Annotated in this window: 13 protein-coding genes; 4 read left to right on the top strand and 9 right to left on the bottom strand. The window is 66.4% G+C overall.

All coding sequences use genetic code 11. From position 1 onward, the window contains the following. Positions 1-59: 59 nt before the first annotated feature. A complete protein-coding gene (locus tag DUGA2_RS26935) occupies positions 60-983 on the top strand; it encodes a GNAT family N-acetyltransferase (RefSeq protein ID WP_083296491.1) in 924 nt (307 codons plus the stop codon). Between the two features lie 9 nt (positions 984-992). On the opposite strand, the gene kdpE is transcribed toward DUGA2_RS26935, so the two are convergent. The 6 genes from kdpE to kdpF are packed head-to-tail and all read right to left on the bottom strand — an operon-like array spanning position 993 to position 9,186. Continuing rightward, entirely contained in the window at positions 993-1,703 is a 711-nt protein-coding gene (gene kdpE / locus DUGA2_RS26930; protein WP_070272475.1) for a two-component system response regulator KdpE, read from the bottom strand. After that, positions 1,700-4,513, bottom strand: a complete 2,814-nt coding sequence (locus DUGA2_RS26925) for a DUF4118 domain-containing protein (RefSeq protein ID WP_070272498.1) — start codon at positions 4,511-4,513, stop codon at positions 1,700-1,702. Before DUGA2_RS26925 ends, kdpE begins: the two co-directional genes overlap by 4 nt. A gap of 15 nt (positions 4,514-4,528) precedes the next feature. Then, positions 4,529-5,125, bottom strand: coding sequence for a potassium-transporting ATPase subunit KdpC (gene kdpC / locus DUGA2_RS26920; RefSeq protein ID WP_070272474.1), 597 nt, complete (start codon positions 5,123-5,125; stop codon positions 4,529-4,531). 12 nt (positions 5,126-5,137) lie between these two features. Next, the gene (gene kdpB / locus DUGA2_RS26915) at positions 5,138-7,246 is read right to left on the bottom strand and encodes a potassium-transporting ATPase subunit KdpB (RefSeq protein ID WP_070272473.1); all 2,109 of its coding nucleotides are present in this window, start codon (positions 7,244-7,246) and stop codon (positions 5,138-5,140) included. Between the two features lie 33 nt (positions 7,247-7,279). After that, on the bottom strand, positions 7,280-9,097 hold the full coding sequence (gene kdpA / locus DUGA2_RS26910; RefSeq protein ID WP_070272472.1) for a potassium-transporting ATPase subunit KdpA: 1,818 nt from the start codon (positions 9,095-9,097) through the stop codon (positions 7,280-7,282). Beyond that, on the bottom strand, positions 9,097-9,186 hold the full coding sequence (gene kdpF, locus DUGA2_RS26905) for a K(+)-transporting ATPase subunit F (protein ID WP_070272471.1): 90 nt from the start codon (positions 9,184-9,186) through the stop codon (positions 9,097-9,099). Before kdpF ends, kdpA begins: the two co-directional genes overlap by 1 nt. 294 nt (positions 9,187-9,480) lie before the next feature. On the opposite strand from kdpF, the gene DUGA2_RS26900 reads away from it, so the two are divergent. Continuing rightward, a complete protein-coding gene (locus tag DUGA2_RS26900) occupies positions 9,481-10,059 on the top strand; it encodes a hypothetical protein (RefSeq protein WP_070272470.1) in 579 nt (192 codons plus the stop codon). A 54-nt stretch (positions 10,060-10,113) separates the two neighbouring features. Here DUGA2_RS26900 and DUGA2_RS26895 read toward each other — a convergent pair whose 3' ends face one another. Together DUGA2_RS26895 and DUGA2_RS26890 are read right to left on the bottom strand one after the other, a co-directional pair. Then, the gene (locus tag DUGA2_RS26895; RefSeq protein ID WP_070272469.1) at positions 10,114-10,875 is read right to left on the bottom strand and encodes a TorF family putative porin; all 762 of its coding nucleotides are present in this window, start codon (positions 10,873-10,875) and stop codon (positions 10,114-10,116) included. Between the two features lie 32 nt (positions 10,876-10,907). After that, a complete protein-coding gene (locus tag DUGA2_RS26890; protein ID WP_070272468.1) occupies positions 10,908-11,498 on the bottom strand; it encodes an AAA family ATPase in 591 nt (196 codons plus the stop codon). A 351-nt stretch (positions 11,499-11,849) separates the two neighbouring features. Between DUGA2_RS26890 and DUGA2_RS26885 the strand changes: the two genes are divergently transcribed. Continuing rightward, positions 11,850-13,847: a DNA topoisomerase IV subunit B gene (locus DUGA2_RS26885; protein ID WP_070272467.1), complete on the top strand. Its 1,998-nt coding sequence runs from the start codon at positions 11,850-11,852 to the stop codon at positions 13,845-13,847. A gap of 286 nt (positions 13,848-14,133) precedes the next feature. After that, positions 14,134-16,392, top strand: a complete 2,259-nt coding sequence (parC, locus tag DUGA2_RS26880; protein WP_070272497.1) for a DNA topoisomerase IV subunit A — start codon at positions 14,134-14,136, stop codon at positions 16,390-16,392. An 83-nt stretch (positions 16,393-16,475) separates the two neighbouring features. On the opposite strand, the gene DUGA2_RS26875 is transcribed toward parC, so the two are convergent. Further along, positions 16,476-16,958 (bottom strand): hypothetical protein, encoded by a 483-nt coding sequence (locus DUGA2_RS26875; RefSeq protein WP_070272466.1) that lies wholly within the window; start codon positions 16,956-16,958, stop codon positions 16,476-16,478. Positions 16,959-16,960 lie beyond the last annotated feature (2 nt).

Below are 16,960 nucleotides of genomic sequence, written 5' to 3'. Positions count from 1 at the left end.
CTGTCTTTTCTTTATCCTGTCGGCCCCGAACCCGCCCACAAAAGAGACCGCACGTACTCATGCCACGCACAAGAAAACTCCAACTCCGCCTGCGCCGCCTGCTGCGCAACGCCAGCGCCCGGCTGATGCTGGCCGGCCTGCTGACGCTCGAAGCGCTGATCTTCCTGCTCGATATCGACACCGGTTCCGGCATTTCCTTCGCCCCCTTCCTGGTGGCGCCGACCGCGCTGGCGGCCTGGTTCCTCGGCCGGCGCGCGGCGCTGCTGTTCGTCGTGCTGTCGAGCGTGGCGCGGGTGGTCGACTACACGCTGATGCGCGCGCGCCACGAAAACCCCTATCTGCTGGCGTATGACCTGCTGCAAAGCGCGGCGCTGTACGGCCTGGTCGCGCTGCTGGTGTTGTATTTGCGCAGCCAGGTCGATGCGCTGCGCCGCCATGCGGCCAAGATCCGCGACACCGCGCGCCGCGAGCGCCACCGGCGCATGCTCGATTCGGCGATCCGGCGCGCGGTGCCCGAGGACGTCGACGCCATCATCCGCCTGACCACCTCGGGCGGCGAGAGCGGCGGCTTCGACCAGTCCGTCACCGACAACGTGCGGCAGGCTACGCTGACCGCCACCTTCACCGCCGGCATCGTCGATGGCGCGGCGCTGCGCGACCTGTGGACCGGTGGCGTAGGCAGGGTGCCGATCGAGTTCTGGGTCTGCGAGATCGACGCCAGGGTGGTCAGCTACATGATGATACTGGGGATCGATGAGCAGAAAGGCATGCAGCGCGAGTTGCATGCGATGGTGGTCGAGGACACCTATCGCGGCCATGGCGTAGGCAGCCAGATGGTCGATTTCTTTTGCACGCACTACAAGCACCGGCGCCTGCTGTCGGCCTGCCGCGACGGCTCGGCGATGATGCAGATGCTGAGCCGGCGCGGCTTCGCGCTGATCGCCCGCAGCGACCAGGGCTACCAGATCCTGGCGCGCGACTGATACCCCGGATTAAGGCAGCTGCAGCCGGTAGCCGACCGCCGTTTCGGTCAGCAGGTAGCGCGGCTGGGTGGGGTCGGCCTCCAGCTTGTGGCGCAGGTGGCCCATGTAGATGCGCAGGTAATGGCCGTTCTCCGATTGCGACGGCCCCCACACGGCGCGCAGCAGCTGCGGGTTGCTCATCACGCGGCCGGCGTTGGCCGCCAATACGGCCAGCAGCCGGTACTCGGTCGGCGTCAGGTGCACATGCTCGCCGGCGCGCGTGACGCGGCGGTTCTGCAAATCGACGGCGACATCGCCGAACCGGATCACCCCCGCGCTGTCGGCGGCCGGCTGGCGCTGGCGCCGCAAGGTGGCGCGTACCCGCGCCAGCAGCTCGCCCACGCCGAACGGCTTGGTCAGGTAGTCGTCGGCGCCGGCGTCCAGCGCGCGTATCTTGTCGGCCTCGTTGACGCGCGCCGACAGCACGATCACCGGCACGCTGGACCACTTGCGCAGATCGGTCATGAAGTCGACGCCGTCGCCGTCCGGCAGGCCGAGGTCGAGCACCACCAGGTCCGGCTTGCGGGTGCCGGCGTCGATCAGGCCGCGCTGCAAGGTGGCCGCCTCGTGCACCTGCCAGCCCTCCTCCTCCAGCGCGCTGCGCACGAAGCGGCGGATCTGCGGTTCGTCTTCCACCAGCAGGGCGGTGGGCGCGCTGGCGGCGCTGTCGGTCGTGGTCATAAGCTTCCTTCGATTTCCGGTTCGGGCATGGCCGGCGGGCTGCCCAGCGGCAGCGTGATGACGAAGGCGGCGCCGCCCAGCGGCGACGCCGCCGCGTGGATGCGGCCGCCGTGCGCCTCGACGATGGCGCGGCAGATCGCCAGCCCCAGTCCCACGCCCGGCTTGGCCGATTCGCGCTCGCCGCGGGTGAATTTTTCAAACACGGCTTCCTCGCGCCCGTGCGGCAGGCCCGGACCGTCATCATAGACGATGACGTCGATCCAGGCGCCGCGCAGTTCGGCGGCGATCTCGATGCGCGAGCCGGGCGGCGTGTACTTGGCGGCGTTTTCCAGCAGGTTGCACAGCACCCGCTCGATCAGCACGGCGTCGTAGCTGAGCAGGGGCAGCCCGGCCGGCAGCCGGGTGCGCACCACGTGTCCTTGCAGCTGCGAGCCGCTGGCGCGCAGCGCGCTGCCGACCACCTCTTCCAGCGCCTGCCATTGCAGGTTGAATTTGACTTCGCCGCTCTGGATGCGCGCCATGTCGAGCAGGTTGGACACCAGGGCGCTCATGCGCAGCGCCTCGTCGTGCAGCAGCGCCGCCGTCTCCAGCTGGGCCGGCGCCAGCGGCGGCTTGGAGCCGGCCAGCGTTTCCGACAGCCCGACCAGCGAGGTCAATGGCGTGCGCAAGTCGTGCGACAGCGCCGCCAGCAGCGAGTTGCGCAGCCGTTCCGATTCCATGTTGACCAGCGCGTTCTGCGCCACCTCGATGTAGTGCACCCGCTCCAGCGCGATGGCGGCCAGCGCGGCGAAGGTGTCGAGCTGCTGGCGCTGTTCCGGGATCAGTATCCAGCGCCGGTGCTGCGGCTCGATCGCCAGCACGCCGCGCGTGCGCATCGGCGCCACCAGCGGCAGGTAGAAGATGCGGCTGGCCGGCAGCGTGCCGGTGCCCAGGCCGGCGCTCTCGGCGCGGTCGAACGCCCATTGGGCGATGCCGGTGTCGAGCACCGACAGGTGGGCGCGGCTAGCGATGTCGGCGGCGCTGAGCGGCGGCAGTTGCAAACGGCCGTCGTCGTCCGGCAGCAGCAGCGTGGCGCGGGCGCGGAAGGCTTGCTGGATGCAGCGCTGGGTGGTGTCGAAAATCTGCCCGGTCTGCAGGGCGCCCGACAGTTCGCGCGCGAACTCGTACAGCGCGCGCGAGCGCTTCTCGCGGTGCGAAGCCACGCGCGCCTGGAAGCGCAGGTCGGACGTCAGGTGGCCGGTGATCAGGCCCACCGCCAGCATGACCACGAAGGTGATCAGGTACTGGAAATCCGACACGGCGAAGGTGAAGCGCGGCGGCACGAAGAAGAAATCGAAGCAGGCCACGCTGACGCAGGTGGCCGCCACCGACGGCCCGCGCCCGAAACGCACGGCCACCAGCACCACCACCAGCAGGAACAGCATGGCGATGTTGGCCAGGTCCAGCCAGGCCAGCAAGGGCGTGGCCAGCAGCGCGGTGGCGACGCTGGCCACGCCGGCCGTCGCGTAGCCGATCACGCGCCGGCGCAGCACTGCCGCGCCCTGCTCGTCGTCAGGGCCGCCGGATGCGGCGCCGTTCGTGGCGCCATTCAAGCCGCCATATGCGCCGCCGTCCCTGCGGCCGTCGGCGTCGCCCGGGCGCGCGGCGGCGGGCGCCTCCCTGCTGGGCACACCGATTTCCACCAGGTCGATGTCGGGCGCGTAGCGCGCCAGCCGCTTGATGTGGGGCTGGCGCCACGGCCAGGTCGGATGGGCGCGGCCCAGCACGATCTTGGACAGGTTGTGGCTGCGCGCGTAGTCCGCCGCCGTCAGCGCGATGTCGTGGCCGGGCAGCACGGCGGTGGCCGCGCCCAGGTCTTCGGCCAGCTTCAATGTCTTGAGGATTTGCTCGCGCTGGGCGGCCGGCAGCCTTTGCAGCGCCGGCGTCTCGATGTAGATCGCGTGCCAGCCGGTGCCCAGCTGGCTGGCCAGCCGCGCCGTGCTGCGCACCGTATGCTCGCCGCCGGCGCGCGGGCCGACGCAGGCCAGCAGCGCGGCGCCGGTCTTCCAGATGTCGGCTATCGACTGCTCGACGCGGTAGGCGCGCACGTCGTCCTCGATGCGGTCGGCGGTGCGGCGCAGCGCCAGCTCGCGCAGCGCGATCAGGTTCCCCTTGCGGAAAAAATTCTTCGAGGCGCGCTCGGCCTGCTGTTCCTGGTACACCTTGCCGCTGCGCAGGCGGGCCAGCAGCTCGTCGGCCGGCACGTCGACCAGCACCACTTCGTCGGCCTGGTCGAACACGGTGTCCGGCACGGTCTCGCCGACGCGGATGCCGGTGATGCCGCCGACCACGTCGTTCAGGCTTTCCAGGTGCTGCACGTTGACGGTGGTGAGCACGTCGATGCCGGCGTCGAGCAGTTCCTCGACATCCTGCCAGCGCTTGGGGTGGCGCGAGCCGGGCGCGTTGGAATGCGCCAGCTCGTCCACCAGGATCAGCGGCGGCCGATGCTCCAGCGCGCCGTCAAGGTCGAACTCGGCGAGGCGCTTGCCGCGGTGCTCGACCGCCCGGGGCGGCAGCACCTCCAGTCCCGCCAGCATGGCCGCGGTCTCGCTGCGGCCGTGGGTTTCGACCACGCCGACCAGCACCGGCTGGCCGTCCGCCTGCAGCTTGCGGGCGGCGGCCAGCATGGCGTAGGTCTTGCCGACGCCGGCCGAGGCGCCGAAGTAGATGCGCAGCTTGCCGCGCGCGGCGCGGCGCTCCTGCGCCTGCACCTGCGCCAGCAGCGCATCCGGATCGGGACGGTCGGGACGCAGGCTATCGTTGGGGAACATGGACATGCGGCGATTCTACTGCTTCGGCGCCGGGCGTGCCTGGTCCAGCGCCAGATTGAGCGCCAGCACGTTGACGCGCGGTTCGCCGAAGAAGCCGAAGTACTGCTTCAGCTGCTGGCCGTCGACCAGCGCCAGCACCTGCTCGGCCGGCATGTGGCGGGCGGCGGCGATGCGGCCGGCCTGGTAGCGCGCGGCGGCCACGCTGATCTCGGGATCGAGGCCGCTGCCGGACGCCGTCACCAGGTCGACCGGCACCGGCGCGGTGTTGGCCGGGTCGGCCGCCCTGAGCGCGTCGATGCGGGCCTTGACGGCGTCGGCCAGCGCCGGATTGTTCGGGCCCAGGTTGGAGCCGCTGGAACCGGCGCCGTTGTTGGGCATCGGCCCGGTCGCCGACGGCCGGCCCCAGAAGTACTGCGGCGACGAGAAGGCCTGGCCGATCAGCGACGAGCCGACCGCCTTGCCGCCGGCTTCGACGATGCTGCCGGCGGCCTGCGCCGGGAAGACGGCGGCGCCGATGCCGCTGACGGCCAGCGGATAGACCACGCCGCAGACCAGCGTCAGGGCGGCGAACAGCACGAGGGCGGGACGCAGGGGGGAGATGGATGAGGTCATGATGCTTCCTTCTTAAACCAGGTTGAGCGCCGACAGCAGCAGGTCGATCGCCTTGATGCCGATGAACGGCAGGATGATGCCGCCGATGCCGTACACCAGCAGGTTGCGGCGCAGCAGAGCGGTGGCGCCGATGGCGCGGTACTGCACGCCCTTCAACGCCAGCGGAATCAGCGCGATGATGATCAGCGCGTTGAAGATCACCGCCGACATGATGGCCGACGACGGGCTGGCCAGGTGCATGATGTCCAGCGCCTTCAGCTGCGGGTAGGTGCCGACGAAGGCCGCCGGGATGATGGCGAAGTACTTGGCGATGTCGTTCGAGATCGAGAACGTGGTCAGCGAGCCGCGCGTCATCAGCATCTGCTTGCCGATTTCGACGATCTCCAGCAGCTTGGTCGGATTCGAATCCAGGTCGACCATATTGCCGGCCTCCTTGGCGGCCTGGGTGCCGGAGTTCATCGCCACGGCGACATCGGCCTGGGCCAGCGCCGGGGCGTCGTTGGTGCCGTCGCCGGTCATGGCCACCAGCCGGCCTTCGGACTGGTAGCTGCGGATCAGTTTGAGCTTGTCCTCCGGCGTGGCTTCGGCCAGGAAGTCGTCCACGCCCGCTTCGGCGGCGATGGCGGCGGCGGTCAGCTTGTTATCGCCGGTGATCATCACGGTCTTGATGCCCATGCGGCGCAACTCGGCGAAGCGCTCCTTGATGCCGCCCTTGACGATGTCCTTCAGCTCCACCACGCCCATCACCCGGCCGGCGTCGACCACCACCAGCGGCGTGCTGCCGCGGCGCGACACGTCGTCGACCGCGCGCGCCACTTCGGCAGGATAGGGCTGGCCCAGGGCCTCGACGTACTGGCGCACGGTGTCGGCCGCGCCCTTGCGTACCGCACGTACCAAACCCGGCTCGCCGATGTCGACGCCGCTCATGCGGGTCTGCGCGGTGAACGGCACGAACACCGCCTGCAGCGAGGCCATCTCGCGCTCGCGGATATTGAACTTCTGCTTGGCCAGCACCACGATGCTGCGGCCTTCCGGCGTTTCGTCGGCCAGCGAGGCCAGTTGCGCCACGTCGGCCAGCTGCTGTTCGCTGACGCCGGGGGCGGCGAAGAAGGCCGAGGCCTGGCGGTTGCCCAGCGTGATGGTGCCGGTTTTATCGAGCAGCAGCACGTCGACGTCGCCGGCGGCTTCCACCGCGCGGCCGGAAGTGGCGATCACATTGGCCTGCATCATGCGGCTCATGCCGGCCACGCCGATGGCCGACAGCAGGCCGCCGATGGTGGTCGGGATCAGGCACACCAGCAGCGCGATCAGCACCGTGATGGTGATCGGCGTGCTGGTGATGCCCGCAGCGCCGGCCGCCGCCACCGAGAACAGCGAGAACGGCAGCAAGGTCACGGTGACGATCAGGAACACGATGGTCAGCGCCACCAGCAGGATGGTCAGCGCGATCTCGTTGGGGGTCTTCTGGCGCTTGGCGCCCTCCACCATCGAGATCATGCGGTCGAGGAAGGTCTCGCCCGGATTGGCCGTCACCTTGACCACCAGCCAGTCCGACAGCACACGCGTGCCGCCGGTGACGGACGAGAAATCGCCGCCGGACTCGCGTATCACCGGCGCAGATTCGCCGGTGATGGCGCTTTCGTCGACCGAGGCCACGCCTTCGATCACCTCGCCGTCGATGGGGATCACGTCACCCGCCTCCACAAGGATGTAGTTACCCTTGCGCAGATCGAGCGCCGGCTGCGGCAGCCAGGTGGTGCCGTGTTTGGGGCTGGCCAGCTTCTTGGCGATGACGCTTTGCTTCAGGCTGCGCAGCGACGCCGCTTGCGCCTTGCTGCGGCCCTCGGCCATCGCCTCGGCGAAATTGGCGAACAACACCGTGAACCACAGCCAGACGGCGGTGGCCAGGATGAAGCCCGGCCGCGCCTCGCCGGCGCCGAACAACGACTGCACGTACAGCCCCGTGGTGATGATGCTGCCGACGTAGACCACGAACATCACCGGGCTGCGCAACTGCGTGCGCGGGCTCAGTTTGCGGAACGAATCGGCGATGGCCGGCATCAGCAGCTCGTTGTCGAACATGGCGAGCTTTTTGGCGGGCGGATTGGTAAACAAGGTCATCTCTTTTTGCGTAGCTTGTGACATGGTGATTCCTTATTGGGCAAACAGCTGCAGGTGTTCGACCACGGGGCCGAGCGCCAGCGCCGGAACATAATTGAGCACACCGACCAGGGCGACCACGCCGACCAGCAGGCCGATGAACATCGGGCCGTGGGTGGGCATGGTGCCGGCATTGGCCTCCAGCCGCTGCTTGCCGGCCAGCGAACCGGCGATCGCCAGGATGGGCACGATCATGGCGAAGCGGCCGAACCACATGGCGATCGCCAGCATGCTGTTGTAGAACGGCGTATTGGCGGACAGGCCGGCGAACGCGCTGCCGTTGTTGTTGGCGGCCGAGCTGAAGGCGTACAGGATTTCCGAGAAACCGTGCGCGCCGGGATTGGCGATGCCCGCCTTGCCGGCCTCGCACATGACGGCGATGGCGGTACCGGCCAGCACCAGCGTCGGCGTGACCAGGATGGCGATGGAGGTCATCTTCATTTCATAGGCCTGGATCTTCTTGCCCAGGTATTCCGGCGTGCGGCCTATCATCAGGCCGGCGATGAACACCGCCATGATGGCGAAGATCAGCATGCCGTACAGGCCGGAGCCGACGCCGCCGAAGATCACTTCGCCGAACTGGATCAGCAGCATCGGGATCATGCCGCCCAGCGGCATGAAGGAATCGTGCATGGCGTTGACCGCGCCGCAGGAGGCGGCGGTGGTGACGGCGGCGAACAGCGTCGAGGCGCTGATGCCGAAACGGGTCTCCTTGCCTTCCATATTGCCGCCCGATTGCAGCGCGCTCATGGCCTGGTCGACGTGCAGCGCCTGCAGCGCCGGGTGGGCCTGCTGCTCGGCGCTCATCACGGCGACGGTGCAGGCCACGAACAGCAGCGTCATCGCGCCCAGCACCGCCCAGCCCTGGCGGCGGTCGCCGACCATGCGGCCGAAGGCGAAGCACAGGCCGGCCGGAATCACGAAGATCGCCAGCATCTCCAGGAAGTTGGACAGCGCGGTCGGGTTCTCGTAAGGGTGGGCCGAGTTGGCGTTGAAGAAGCCGCCGCCGTTCGTGCCCAGCATCTTGATCGCCTCCTGCGACGCCACCGGACCCATGGCGATGGTCTGCGTGGTGGCGGTCAGCGTTTCGGTCAGCGGCTCGCCCTTGGCGTCCTTCAGCGGCTGGCCGTCGGCGCCCATCTTCGGCTGCGTGTAGGTCACGGCGTCGAGCAGCTGCACGTCCTTGTAGGCGGAGAAGTTCTGGATCACGCCCTGGCCGGTCAGCGCCACGGCCAGCACCAGCGACAGCGGCAGCAGCACGTACAGCGTCGAACGGGTGACGTCGGCCCAGAAATTGCCGATCGATTTGACGGAGCGCGACGAGAAGCCGCGTATCAGCGCGTAGGCGACGGCGATGCCGGTGGCGGCCGAGAAGAAGTTCTGGCAGGTCAGCACCAGCATCTGGGTCAGGTAGCTCATGGTCTGCTCGCCGCTGTAACCCTGCCAGTTGGTGTTGGCGACGAAGCTGACGGCGGTGTTGAAGGCCGAGTCGGGACTGACGTTGGCCATCGCCTGCGGGTTAAGCGGCAGGAAGGCCTGCACGCGTTGCAGGCCGTAGGTCGCCAGCGCGCCCAGGCCGTTAAACAGCAGCAGCGCGACAGCGTAGGCCTTCCACGACTGGCCTTGCGGAGCGCCGTCCTTGCCGGCGATGCCGGCGGCGCGGTACAGCAGGGTTTCGAGCTTGCCGAGCCAGCCCAGATACGGTACGGCGCCGCCGTTGCCGACACGCGCGAGCAGCGCGCCCAGCGGCCAGGCCAGCGCCAGCAGCGCGGCCAGGAAGGCCAGCAGCAGTATGGTCGATTGCATGGTCATCACAGATCCTCCGCTTTCAACAGGGCCGCCACCAGATACACCAGCAGGCCGGCCGACGCCACGGCGCCGATCAGGTAGAAGAGGTTCATGGCTGGCCTCCCAGCTTGTCGCAACCGATGGCGAACGCCACGCTCACGGCAAAAAAGACCACCAATGCACCGATAAATACTATGTCCATCACACCCCTCACAGGTCTTGTTTTGATACTGAGAAGGTTAGCGACCGGGGTCTAAAGATGGTGTAAAGACTTGGGCAAGGGGTGTAAACAAAGCGTAAAAATGGCTGGCATTTATGCTTTGTTTACAGGGAGGGGGCGACTATTTAGAACATTTTTACGGGGGCAGGCATACGCTGGTTCTGTCTCAACTACACAAAGAAACCATATGATCGTCGCACTTACAGGCATGGACGGCAACGGCGCCGTCTCCGATCTGGCCGAAGACCTGGCGATGCTGCGCGTGGCGGCAGGCAGCCGCGTGCTGCTGGTCAGCCCCAACCCCGGCGCCTACGATCCCCAGCTCTACGATGACCTGGTGATCGACGCATCCCGCCGCGACGCCGATGCCGGCGGCGCCTCCGACGACGACCCACTGGCGCGGGCCGCCGTCATCGTCGCGCTGGTGCGCCCGGCGGAAATCGAACAAGGCCATTACGCAGCCTTCCTGGCCCGCCTCCGACAAGCGCAGGAAGCCAATCCCTGCGCCCGCGTTCTGGTGACGGTGGCCCACGGCAGCGAGCCGCTGACGCCCCACCAAACGGGATGCCTGCTGGTGTTCGTCGCGCAAATCCCCGGCGCGCGCCTGGCCGATACACTGGAACTCGACCAGCGCGGCACCTACCACTCCCACCACAGCGAACTGGAACAGGGCAGCCGCAAGACAGCCTACGTGCTGTGCGCCCCGGAAGTACGCCATCTCTACAGCGAAGTATTCCGCGGCCGCGCCGTCAGGGCGTACAGCTAAAAAAAGGGGGCGCGCGCCAGGCGCCGCCCCCTTCCTTCACCGGCTCAAACCCGATCAGAACACTTTACTGATGGTCAGCTGCAGCGCGGTCTTGCCGAGGAACTTGCCATTGGCCGGCGACGCGTAAGCCGCCTTGCCTGCATTGGTGCCGATGACGGCCAACGCGCCCGTCACCACGCCGAAGTCCCTGGTCGCGCCGATCTTCCAGTCGCTGTAGCTGGACGCGCCGTTATGCTTGACGTTCTGATGGCCCGCATGCAGGTTGACCGTGAAGCCCTCGCCCGCCTCGATGTTGGCGCCAATGTCCACATAGCCGCTGTTCTTGCTGTCGACAAAACCAAACAGATTGGTCACGGCGTGCGAATACTTGATATAAGCCGGACCATAACCCAGCTGCCCATACACCTCGGTGGTATTGGCGTTGGCGAAGCCGCCGACATGCGCCAGGCCGTTCGAAGGATACACATACGTCAGCACGCCCACGTCGTAGGCCATGTCGGCCGTGACCTGCCCGCGCTTGCCGGCATAGATATCCACCTCGACATCGCCGCTGCCGCCGGCATCCTTGGTCCACTTGATGGTCGACAGCCAGGTGCCCGCATACAGGCCGGTCGGATTGTTCACATAATCGAAGCCGCCCTGCAGCGCCGGTTTCAAGCGCGTTTGCGAAATGCCGCGATAGCGGTAATCGCTGACCAGCGCCGCATTGAAGCTGGTTTCGTGCTCCGGCTTGGCGGCCGGCGCGGCATCCTCGGCACAAGCCTGCGTGCCCGTGAAAGCAGCGACGATAGCTGCGGCGAGTATTATTTTTTTCATGTTACGGTCTTTCTTACAGTGGTTAAGTCAAATCAAGCGGTAAAAACTTCGCGGTACAAGGCGTCCATGTCGGCCGGCGCCTGTCCGTGGACGACGGTGTTGGCCAGCGTGGCCGACATCACCCGCGACACATAGGCGCGCACGGCGGCGCGCTCCTCGGCGGTGGGTTCATCGGTGGACTGCGCGTCGCCGCCGACCAGCACAAACAGCACGCGCAAGCCGGGATTGAACATGCGCGCCGCATTCAGGCGGGCGATCAGCTGGTACTGGGTCGACAGATCGACCTGCAGGGGCGTCACCGGCACCACCACCAGCCGGGCGGCGATCAGCGCGGCGCGGCTCTCGGCTGTATCGCGGCCCTCGGTGTCGATGACGATATCGTTGTAGCGGTAGCGCAGCTGCTCCAGATCCTCCACCAGCGAGCGGCCGGTAATGGCGCGCGTCGCCACGCGGGGCCACACGCCGGCGGCGGCCAGCTCGCTGCACCAGTTGCTGGCGGCGGCCTTGGGATCGGTATCGACCAGCATCACCTTGCGTCCCGCCCGCGCCCGCAGCAGCGCCAGGTTATTGGCGACGATGGTCTTGCCGGCACCGCCGCTCTGGTTGGCGATGGCGACGATCATGCCGCCCCCCGCAGCGCGGTGAAGGCATTGGTATCGACGGTGAGCTGTATCAGGCAGGCGCTCATGCAGGCGCGCGGGCGCGGCGGACGGGCCCTGTGCTGGCTCTGGGCGGACCTGGTGTGGAAGAATGCGTGCATATCGAACCCCTGTAGTGATCGTTGCGATACAAAACAGCTTATCGACGGCGCCGTAAAAGCGGTCTAAAAAGGCAGGCCCGGTCTGTAAACATCGTGTATAAATTGGCCCGCGCCGTTTTTTTGCCGCGATTACGCCCGGTTGAGGATAGAATACGCAAACGTCCGCATAAAACTGTACATAAACCCAGTATCGAAATTACAAGCTTGATCACGTATGGCCACTAAAAAACCAGTTTCCGACTACAGCGAATCATCCATCCGCGTCCTCAAGGGCCTGGAGCCCGTCAAGCAGCGCCCTGGCATGTACACCCGCACCGAGAATCCGCTGCACATCATCCAGGAGGTGATCGACAATGCCTCGGACGAGGCGTTGGGCGGACATTGCAAAAACATTATCGTCACGCAGAACGCCGACGGCAGCATCACCGTCGAAGACGACGGCCGCGGCATCCCGGTCGGCCTGCACCCTGAAGAAGGCGTGCCGACGGTGGAAATCGTCTTCACCCGCCTGCACGCCGGCGGCAAGTTCGACAAGGGTTCGGGCGGCGCCTACGCCTTCTCCGGCGGCTTGCACGGCGTCGGCGTGTCCGTCACCAACGCGCTGTCCAAGCGCCTGGAGATCACCGTCTGGCGCAAGGAGCCCGACGGCACCGGCCTGCACAAGCTGGCCTTCGAGCACGGCGACGTGGTCGAGCCGCTGTCCTCCGTGGTCGCCCCGCGCGACGGCAAGAAGTCCGGCACCCGCGTCACCGCCTGGCCGGACGCCAAATATTTCGACTCCCCCGCCATCTCGCAGACCGAGTTGCAGCGCCTGTTGCGCTCCAAGGCCGTGCTGCTGCCGGGCGTCACCGTCACGCTGGCCAACGCCAAGACCGGCGAATCGCAAACCTGGCAGTACAACGACGGCCTGCGCGGCTATTTGACCGAAGCGCTGGCGCAATCGACCGACGGCGAGACCCTGATCCCGCTGTTCGAAGGCGCGCAGTTCGCCGGCCCGGACGCCGAAGGCTTCGCCGAGGGCGAAGGCGCGGCCTGGGTGGTGGCATGGACCGAACAGGGCGCCATCGTGCGCGAGTCCTACGTCAACCTGATCCCAACGCCCAACGGCGGCACCCACGAATCGGGCCTGCGCGACGGCCTGTATGGCGCGGTGAAGAACTTCGTCGAGATGCACTCGCTGCTGCCGAAAGGCGTCAAGCTGCTGCCGGAAGACGTGTTCGCGCGCGCCTCGTTCGTGCTGTCGGCCAAGGTGCTGGACCCGCAGTTCCAGGGCCAGATCAAGGAACGCCTCAATTCTCGCGACGCCGTGCGCCTGGTCTCGACCTATTCGAAGCCGGCGCTGGAGCTGTGGCTGAACCACCACGTCGACTACGGCAAGAAGCTGGCGGAGCTGGTCATCAAACAGGCGCAATCGCGTCTGCGTTCGCTGCAAAAGGTCGAGAAGAAGAAATCGTCCGGCGTCGCCGTTTTGCCGGGCAAGCTGACCGACTGCGAATCGACCGACGTCACCCGCACCGAATTGTTCCTGGTCGAGGGCGACTCGGCGGGCGGTTCGGCCAAGATGGGCCGCGACAAGGAATTCCAGGCCATCCTGCCGCTGCGCGGCAAGGTGCTCAACTCCTGGGAGACCGACCGTGACCGCCTGTTCGCCAACAACGAGATCCACGACATCTCGGTGGCGATCGGCGTCGACCCGCACAACGCCGACACCATGCCGGACCTCTCCGGTCTGCGTTACGGCAAAATCTGCATCCTCTCCGATGCGGACGTCGACGGCTCGCACATCCAGGTCTTGTTATTGACGCTGTTCTTCAAGCACTTCCCTGGCCTGATCGCCAACGGGAACATCTGCATCGCCCGTCCGCCGCTGTACCGCGTGGACGCGCCGGCGCGCGGCAAGAAGCCGATCCAGAAGCTGTACGCGCTCGACGCCGGCGAACTGGTGGCGATCGAGGACAAGCTGCGCAAGGACGGCCTGAAGGAAGGCGCCTGGTCGATCTCGCGCTTCAAGGGCCTGGGCGAGATGAACGCCGAACAGCTGTGGGAAACCACCATGAACCCCGACACCCGCCGGCTGCTGCCGGTATCGCTGGGCGCCTACGCGCACGGCGAATCGTCGGCGCGCTTCAATATGCTGATGGGCAAAGGCGAAGCGGCCGCCCGCCGCGCCTGGATCGAAGAACACGGCAACGAAGCCGAAGCAGATATCTAATTACTGACCGACTATGACTCATCAAGCAAATCTCTTTGACGAACCGGCGCCGGAAACGGCAGCGGTGGCTCAACCTTCAGCACCTGCGCCCGCGCAAGCGGCCGGCGACGTGGCCGGTGACGTGGCCGCACGCGGCGGCGAAACCGGCAATCCGCTGGACAGCGGCGTTGGTGGCGACAACGGCGGCGGCGACAGCGGCAATGACGGCAACGGCGGCAATGGTGGTGGCAACGGCGGCAACGACGGCCCCCTCGGCGGCGGCGATGACGGCGACGGCGGCGATACGCTGACCCTGTCCACCTTCGCCGAACGCGCCTACCTCGACTACGCGATCTCGGTGGTCAAGGGCCGCGCGCTGCCGGACGTGTGCGACGGCCAGAAGCCGGTACAACGCCGCATCCTGTACGCGATGAACGAAATGGGCCTGAACAGCACCGCCAAGCCGCGCAAGTCCGCGACCGTGGTCGGCGACGTGCTGGGCAAGCTGCACCCGCACGGCGACCAATCGGTGTACGACGCCATGGTCCGCATGGCGCAGGACTTCTCGCTGCGCTACCCGCTGGTCGACGGCCAGGGTAACTTCGGCTCGCGCGACGGCGACGGCGCCGCTGCAATGCGATACACCGAAGCCCGATTAACGCCTATCGCCAAAGTGCTGCTGGACGAGATCAACCTCGGCACCGTGGAATTCCAGGCCAACTACGACGGCTCGACCGAGGAACCGTGCCTGCTGCCAGCGCGCCTGCCTATGGTGCTGCTGAACGGCGCCTCCGGTATCGCGGTCGGCCTGGCGACGGAAATCCCGTCGCACAACCTGGGCGAAGTGGCGCAAGCCGCCGTCGCCATGATCCGCAATCCGAAGATCAGCCACAGCGAATTGATGGCGATGATCCCCGGCCCGGACTTCCCGGGCGGCGGCCAGATCATCACCCCGCCGTCGCAGATCAGCGATATGTACGCGACCGGCCGTGGCAGCATGAAAGTGCGCGCGCGCTGGAAGATCGAAGAGCTGGCGCGCGGCCAGTGGCAGGCGGTCGTCACCGAACTGCCGCCGGGCACCTCCTCGCAGAAGGTGCTCGAAGAGATCGAAGAGCTGACCAATCCGAAGATCAAGATGGGCAAGAAGGCGCTGTCGCCGGAACAGCTGGCGCTCAAGTCGCTGATCCTCAATTCGCTCGACACCATCCGCGACGAATCGGGCCGCGCCGCGCCGGTGCGCCTGGTGTTCGAACCGAAATCGAAGAACCAGGACCAGACCGAATTCATGCTGCTGCTGCTGGCGCATACCTCGCTCGAATCGTCGGCTTCGATCAACCTGGTGATGATAGGCGGCGATGGCCGTCCGCGCCAGAAGGGCCTGACCGACATCCTGCAGGAGTGGATCGAATTCCGCTTCGCCACCGTCACCCGCCGCACGCAGTACAAGCTGGGCAAGGTCGACGCGCGCATCCATATCCTGGAAGGCCGCGAGACCATCCTGCTGAACATAGATGAAGTGATCCACATCATCCGCAACTCGGACGAACCGAAAGCGGCGCTGATGGAGCGCTTCCGCCTGTCGGAAATCCAGGCCGAAGACATCCTGGAAATCCGCCTGCGCCAACTGGCCCGCCTGGAAGCGATCAAGATCCAGCAGGAACTGGCCGAGCTGCGCAAGGAAAAAGGCCTGCTGCAAGACCTGCTCGACAACCCATCGTCGATGAAGCGCGCCATCATCAAGGAAATCGACGCCGACGCCAAGACCTATGGCGACGCCCGCCGTACCCTGATCGAAGAAGCGCAGAAAGCCGTGGTCGAACAGAAGGTGGTGGACGAACCTGTCACCGTCATCATTTCGGAAAAAGGCTGGATACGCGCCCGCACCGGCATCGGCCACGACGCCGCGCAGTTCACCTTCAAGGCCGGCGACACGCTGTACGGCGCTTTCGAATGCCGCACGGTGGACAACCTGCTGGCCTTCGGCAGCAACGGCAAGGTGTATTCGGTGCCGGTGGCTGCGCTGCCTAACGCACGCGGCGACGGCGTGCCGATCACCACGCTGATCGACCTGGCTTCGGGCGCCCGCATCCTCAATTACTTCGCCGGCACGGGCACGACGCAGCTGATGCTGGCCACCAGCGCAGGTTTCGGCTTCGTCGCCAAGGCTGGCGACATGGTCAGCCGCATCAAGGGCGGCAAGGCCTTCGTCACGCTGGAGGAAGGCGACGTACCGCTGCCGCCGGCCGTGGTGCCGGAAAGCGCCAGCGCGGTAGCCGTGCTGTCGTCGGGCGCGCGGGTGCTGGTGTTCGGCATGGACGAGATGAAGGTGCTGACCAACGGCGGCCGCGGCGTGATCCTGATGGAGCTGGCCGACAAGGAGACGCTGGTATCGGCCAAGCCGATCAGCCAGAAAGGCGTGATCGTCTCCGGCATCGGCCGTGGCGGCAAGCCGCAGGAAGAACGCCTGTCGGCATCGGCTCTGGCGGTCCACTTCGGCAAGCGCGCCCGCAAGGGCAAGGAACTGGCGACCAAGATCAAGCCAAATGCGCTGACGCCTATCGTCTAAACCACGCAGGCGCAAAAAAGCCGCCGGCGCCGAACGCGATCTTGATCGCGTTCAGGCCGGCGGCTTTTTTTATGCGCTGCTAATTAGTTCTTGGCGGCGGCGGCTTTGACGTCGGCTGCCGATTTGGCTTTGACGGCATCGGTCTTGTTGGCGGCGATGGCTTTGTCGGCGGTCGCGTCAACGGTTTCCTTGATCGCCTTGGCATCGGCCTTCACGGCTTTTTTGCCGGCTTTTTCTTCAGCCTTGGCGACAGCCTTGTCGCCCTTGGCTTCCGCCTTGGCTTTGTCTTCAGGATCGGCCTTGGCTACTTTTTCGTTGGCTTTGGCTTTTTCCACTTCGACGTGGGCAGCGGCTTCGTCATGGGTCTTGTTGGCTTTGGCGACAGCCTTGTCGGCTTTCTTGTCGGCTTTGACGTCGGCCTTCATTTCCTTCTGCTGCGCCTTGGCCACGTCCTTGTTGGCTTCATTTTCAGCCTTGACGACGGCTGGGGTCTGAACCGGAGCGGTTTGTGCGTAAGCGGCGGTTGCAAACAGGCCGGCGATCAGGGTAGCGATAATCTTGTTCATGG

The organism is Duganella sp. HH101 (genome assembly GCF_001758795.1).
Taxonomy (GTDB): Bacteria; Pseudomonadota; Gammaproteobacteria; order Burkholderiales; family Burkholderiaceae_D; genus Rugamonas; species Rugamonas rivuli.
The sequence above is the reverse complement of the archived record's forward strand: the minus strand, read 5'-3'. Positions and strand labels throughout refer to the sequence as shown.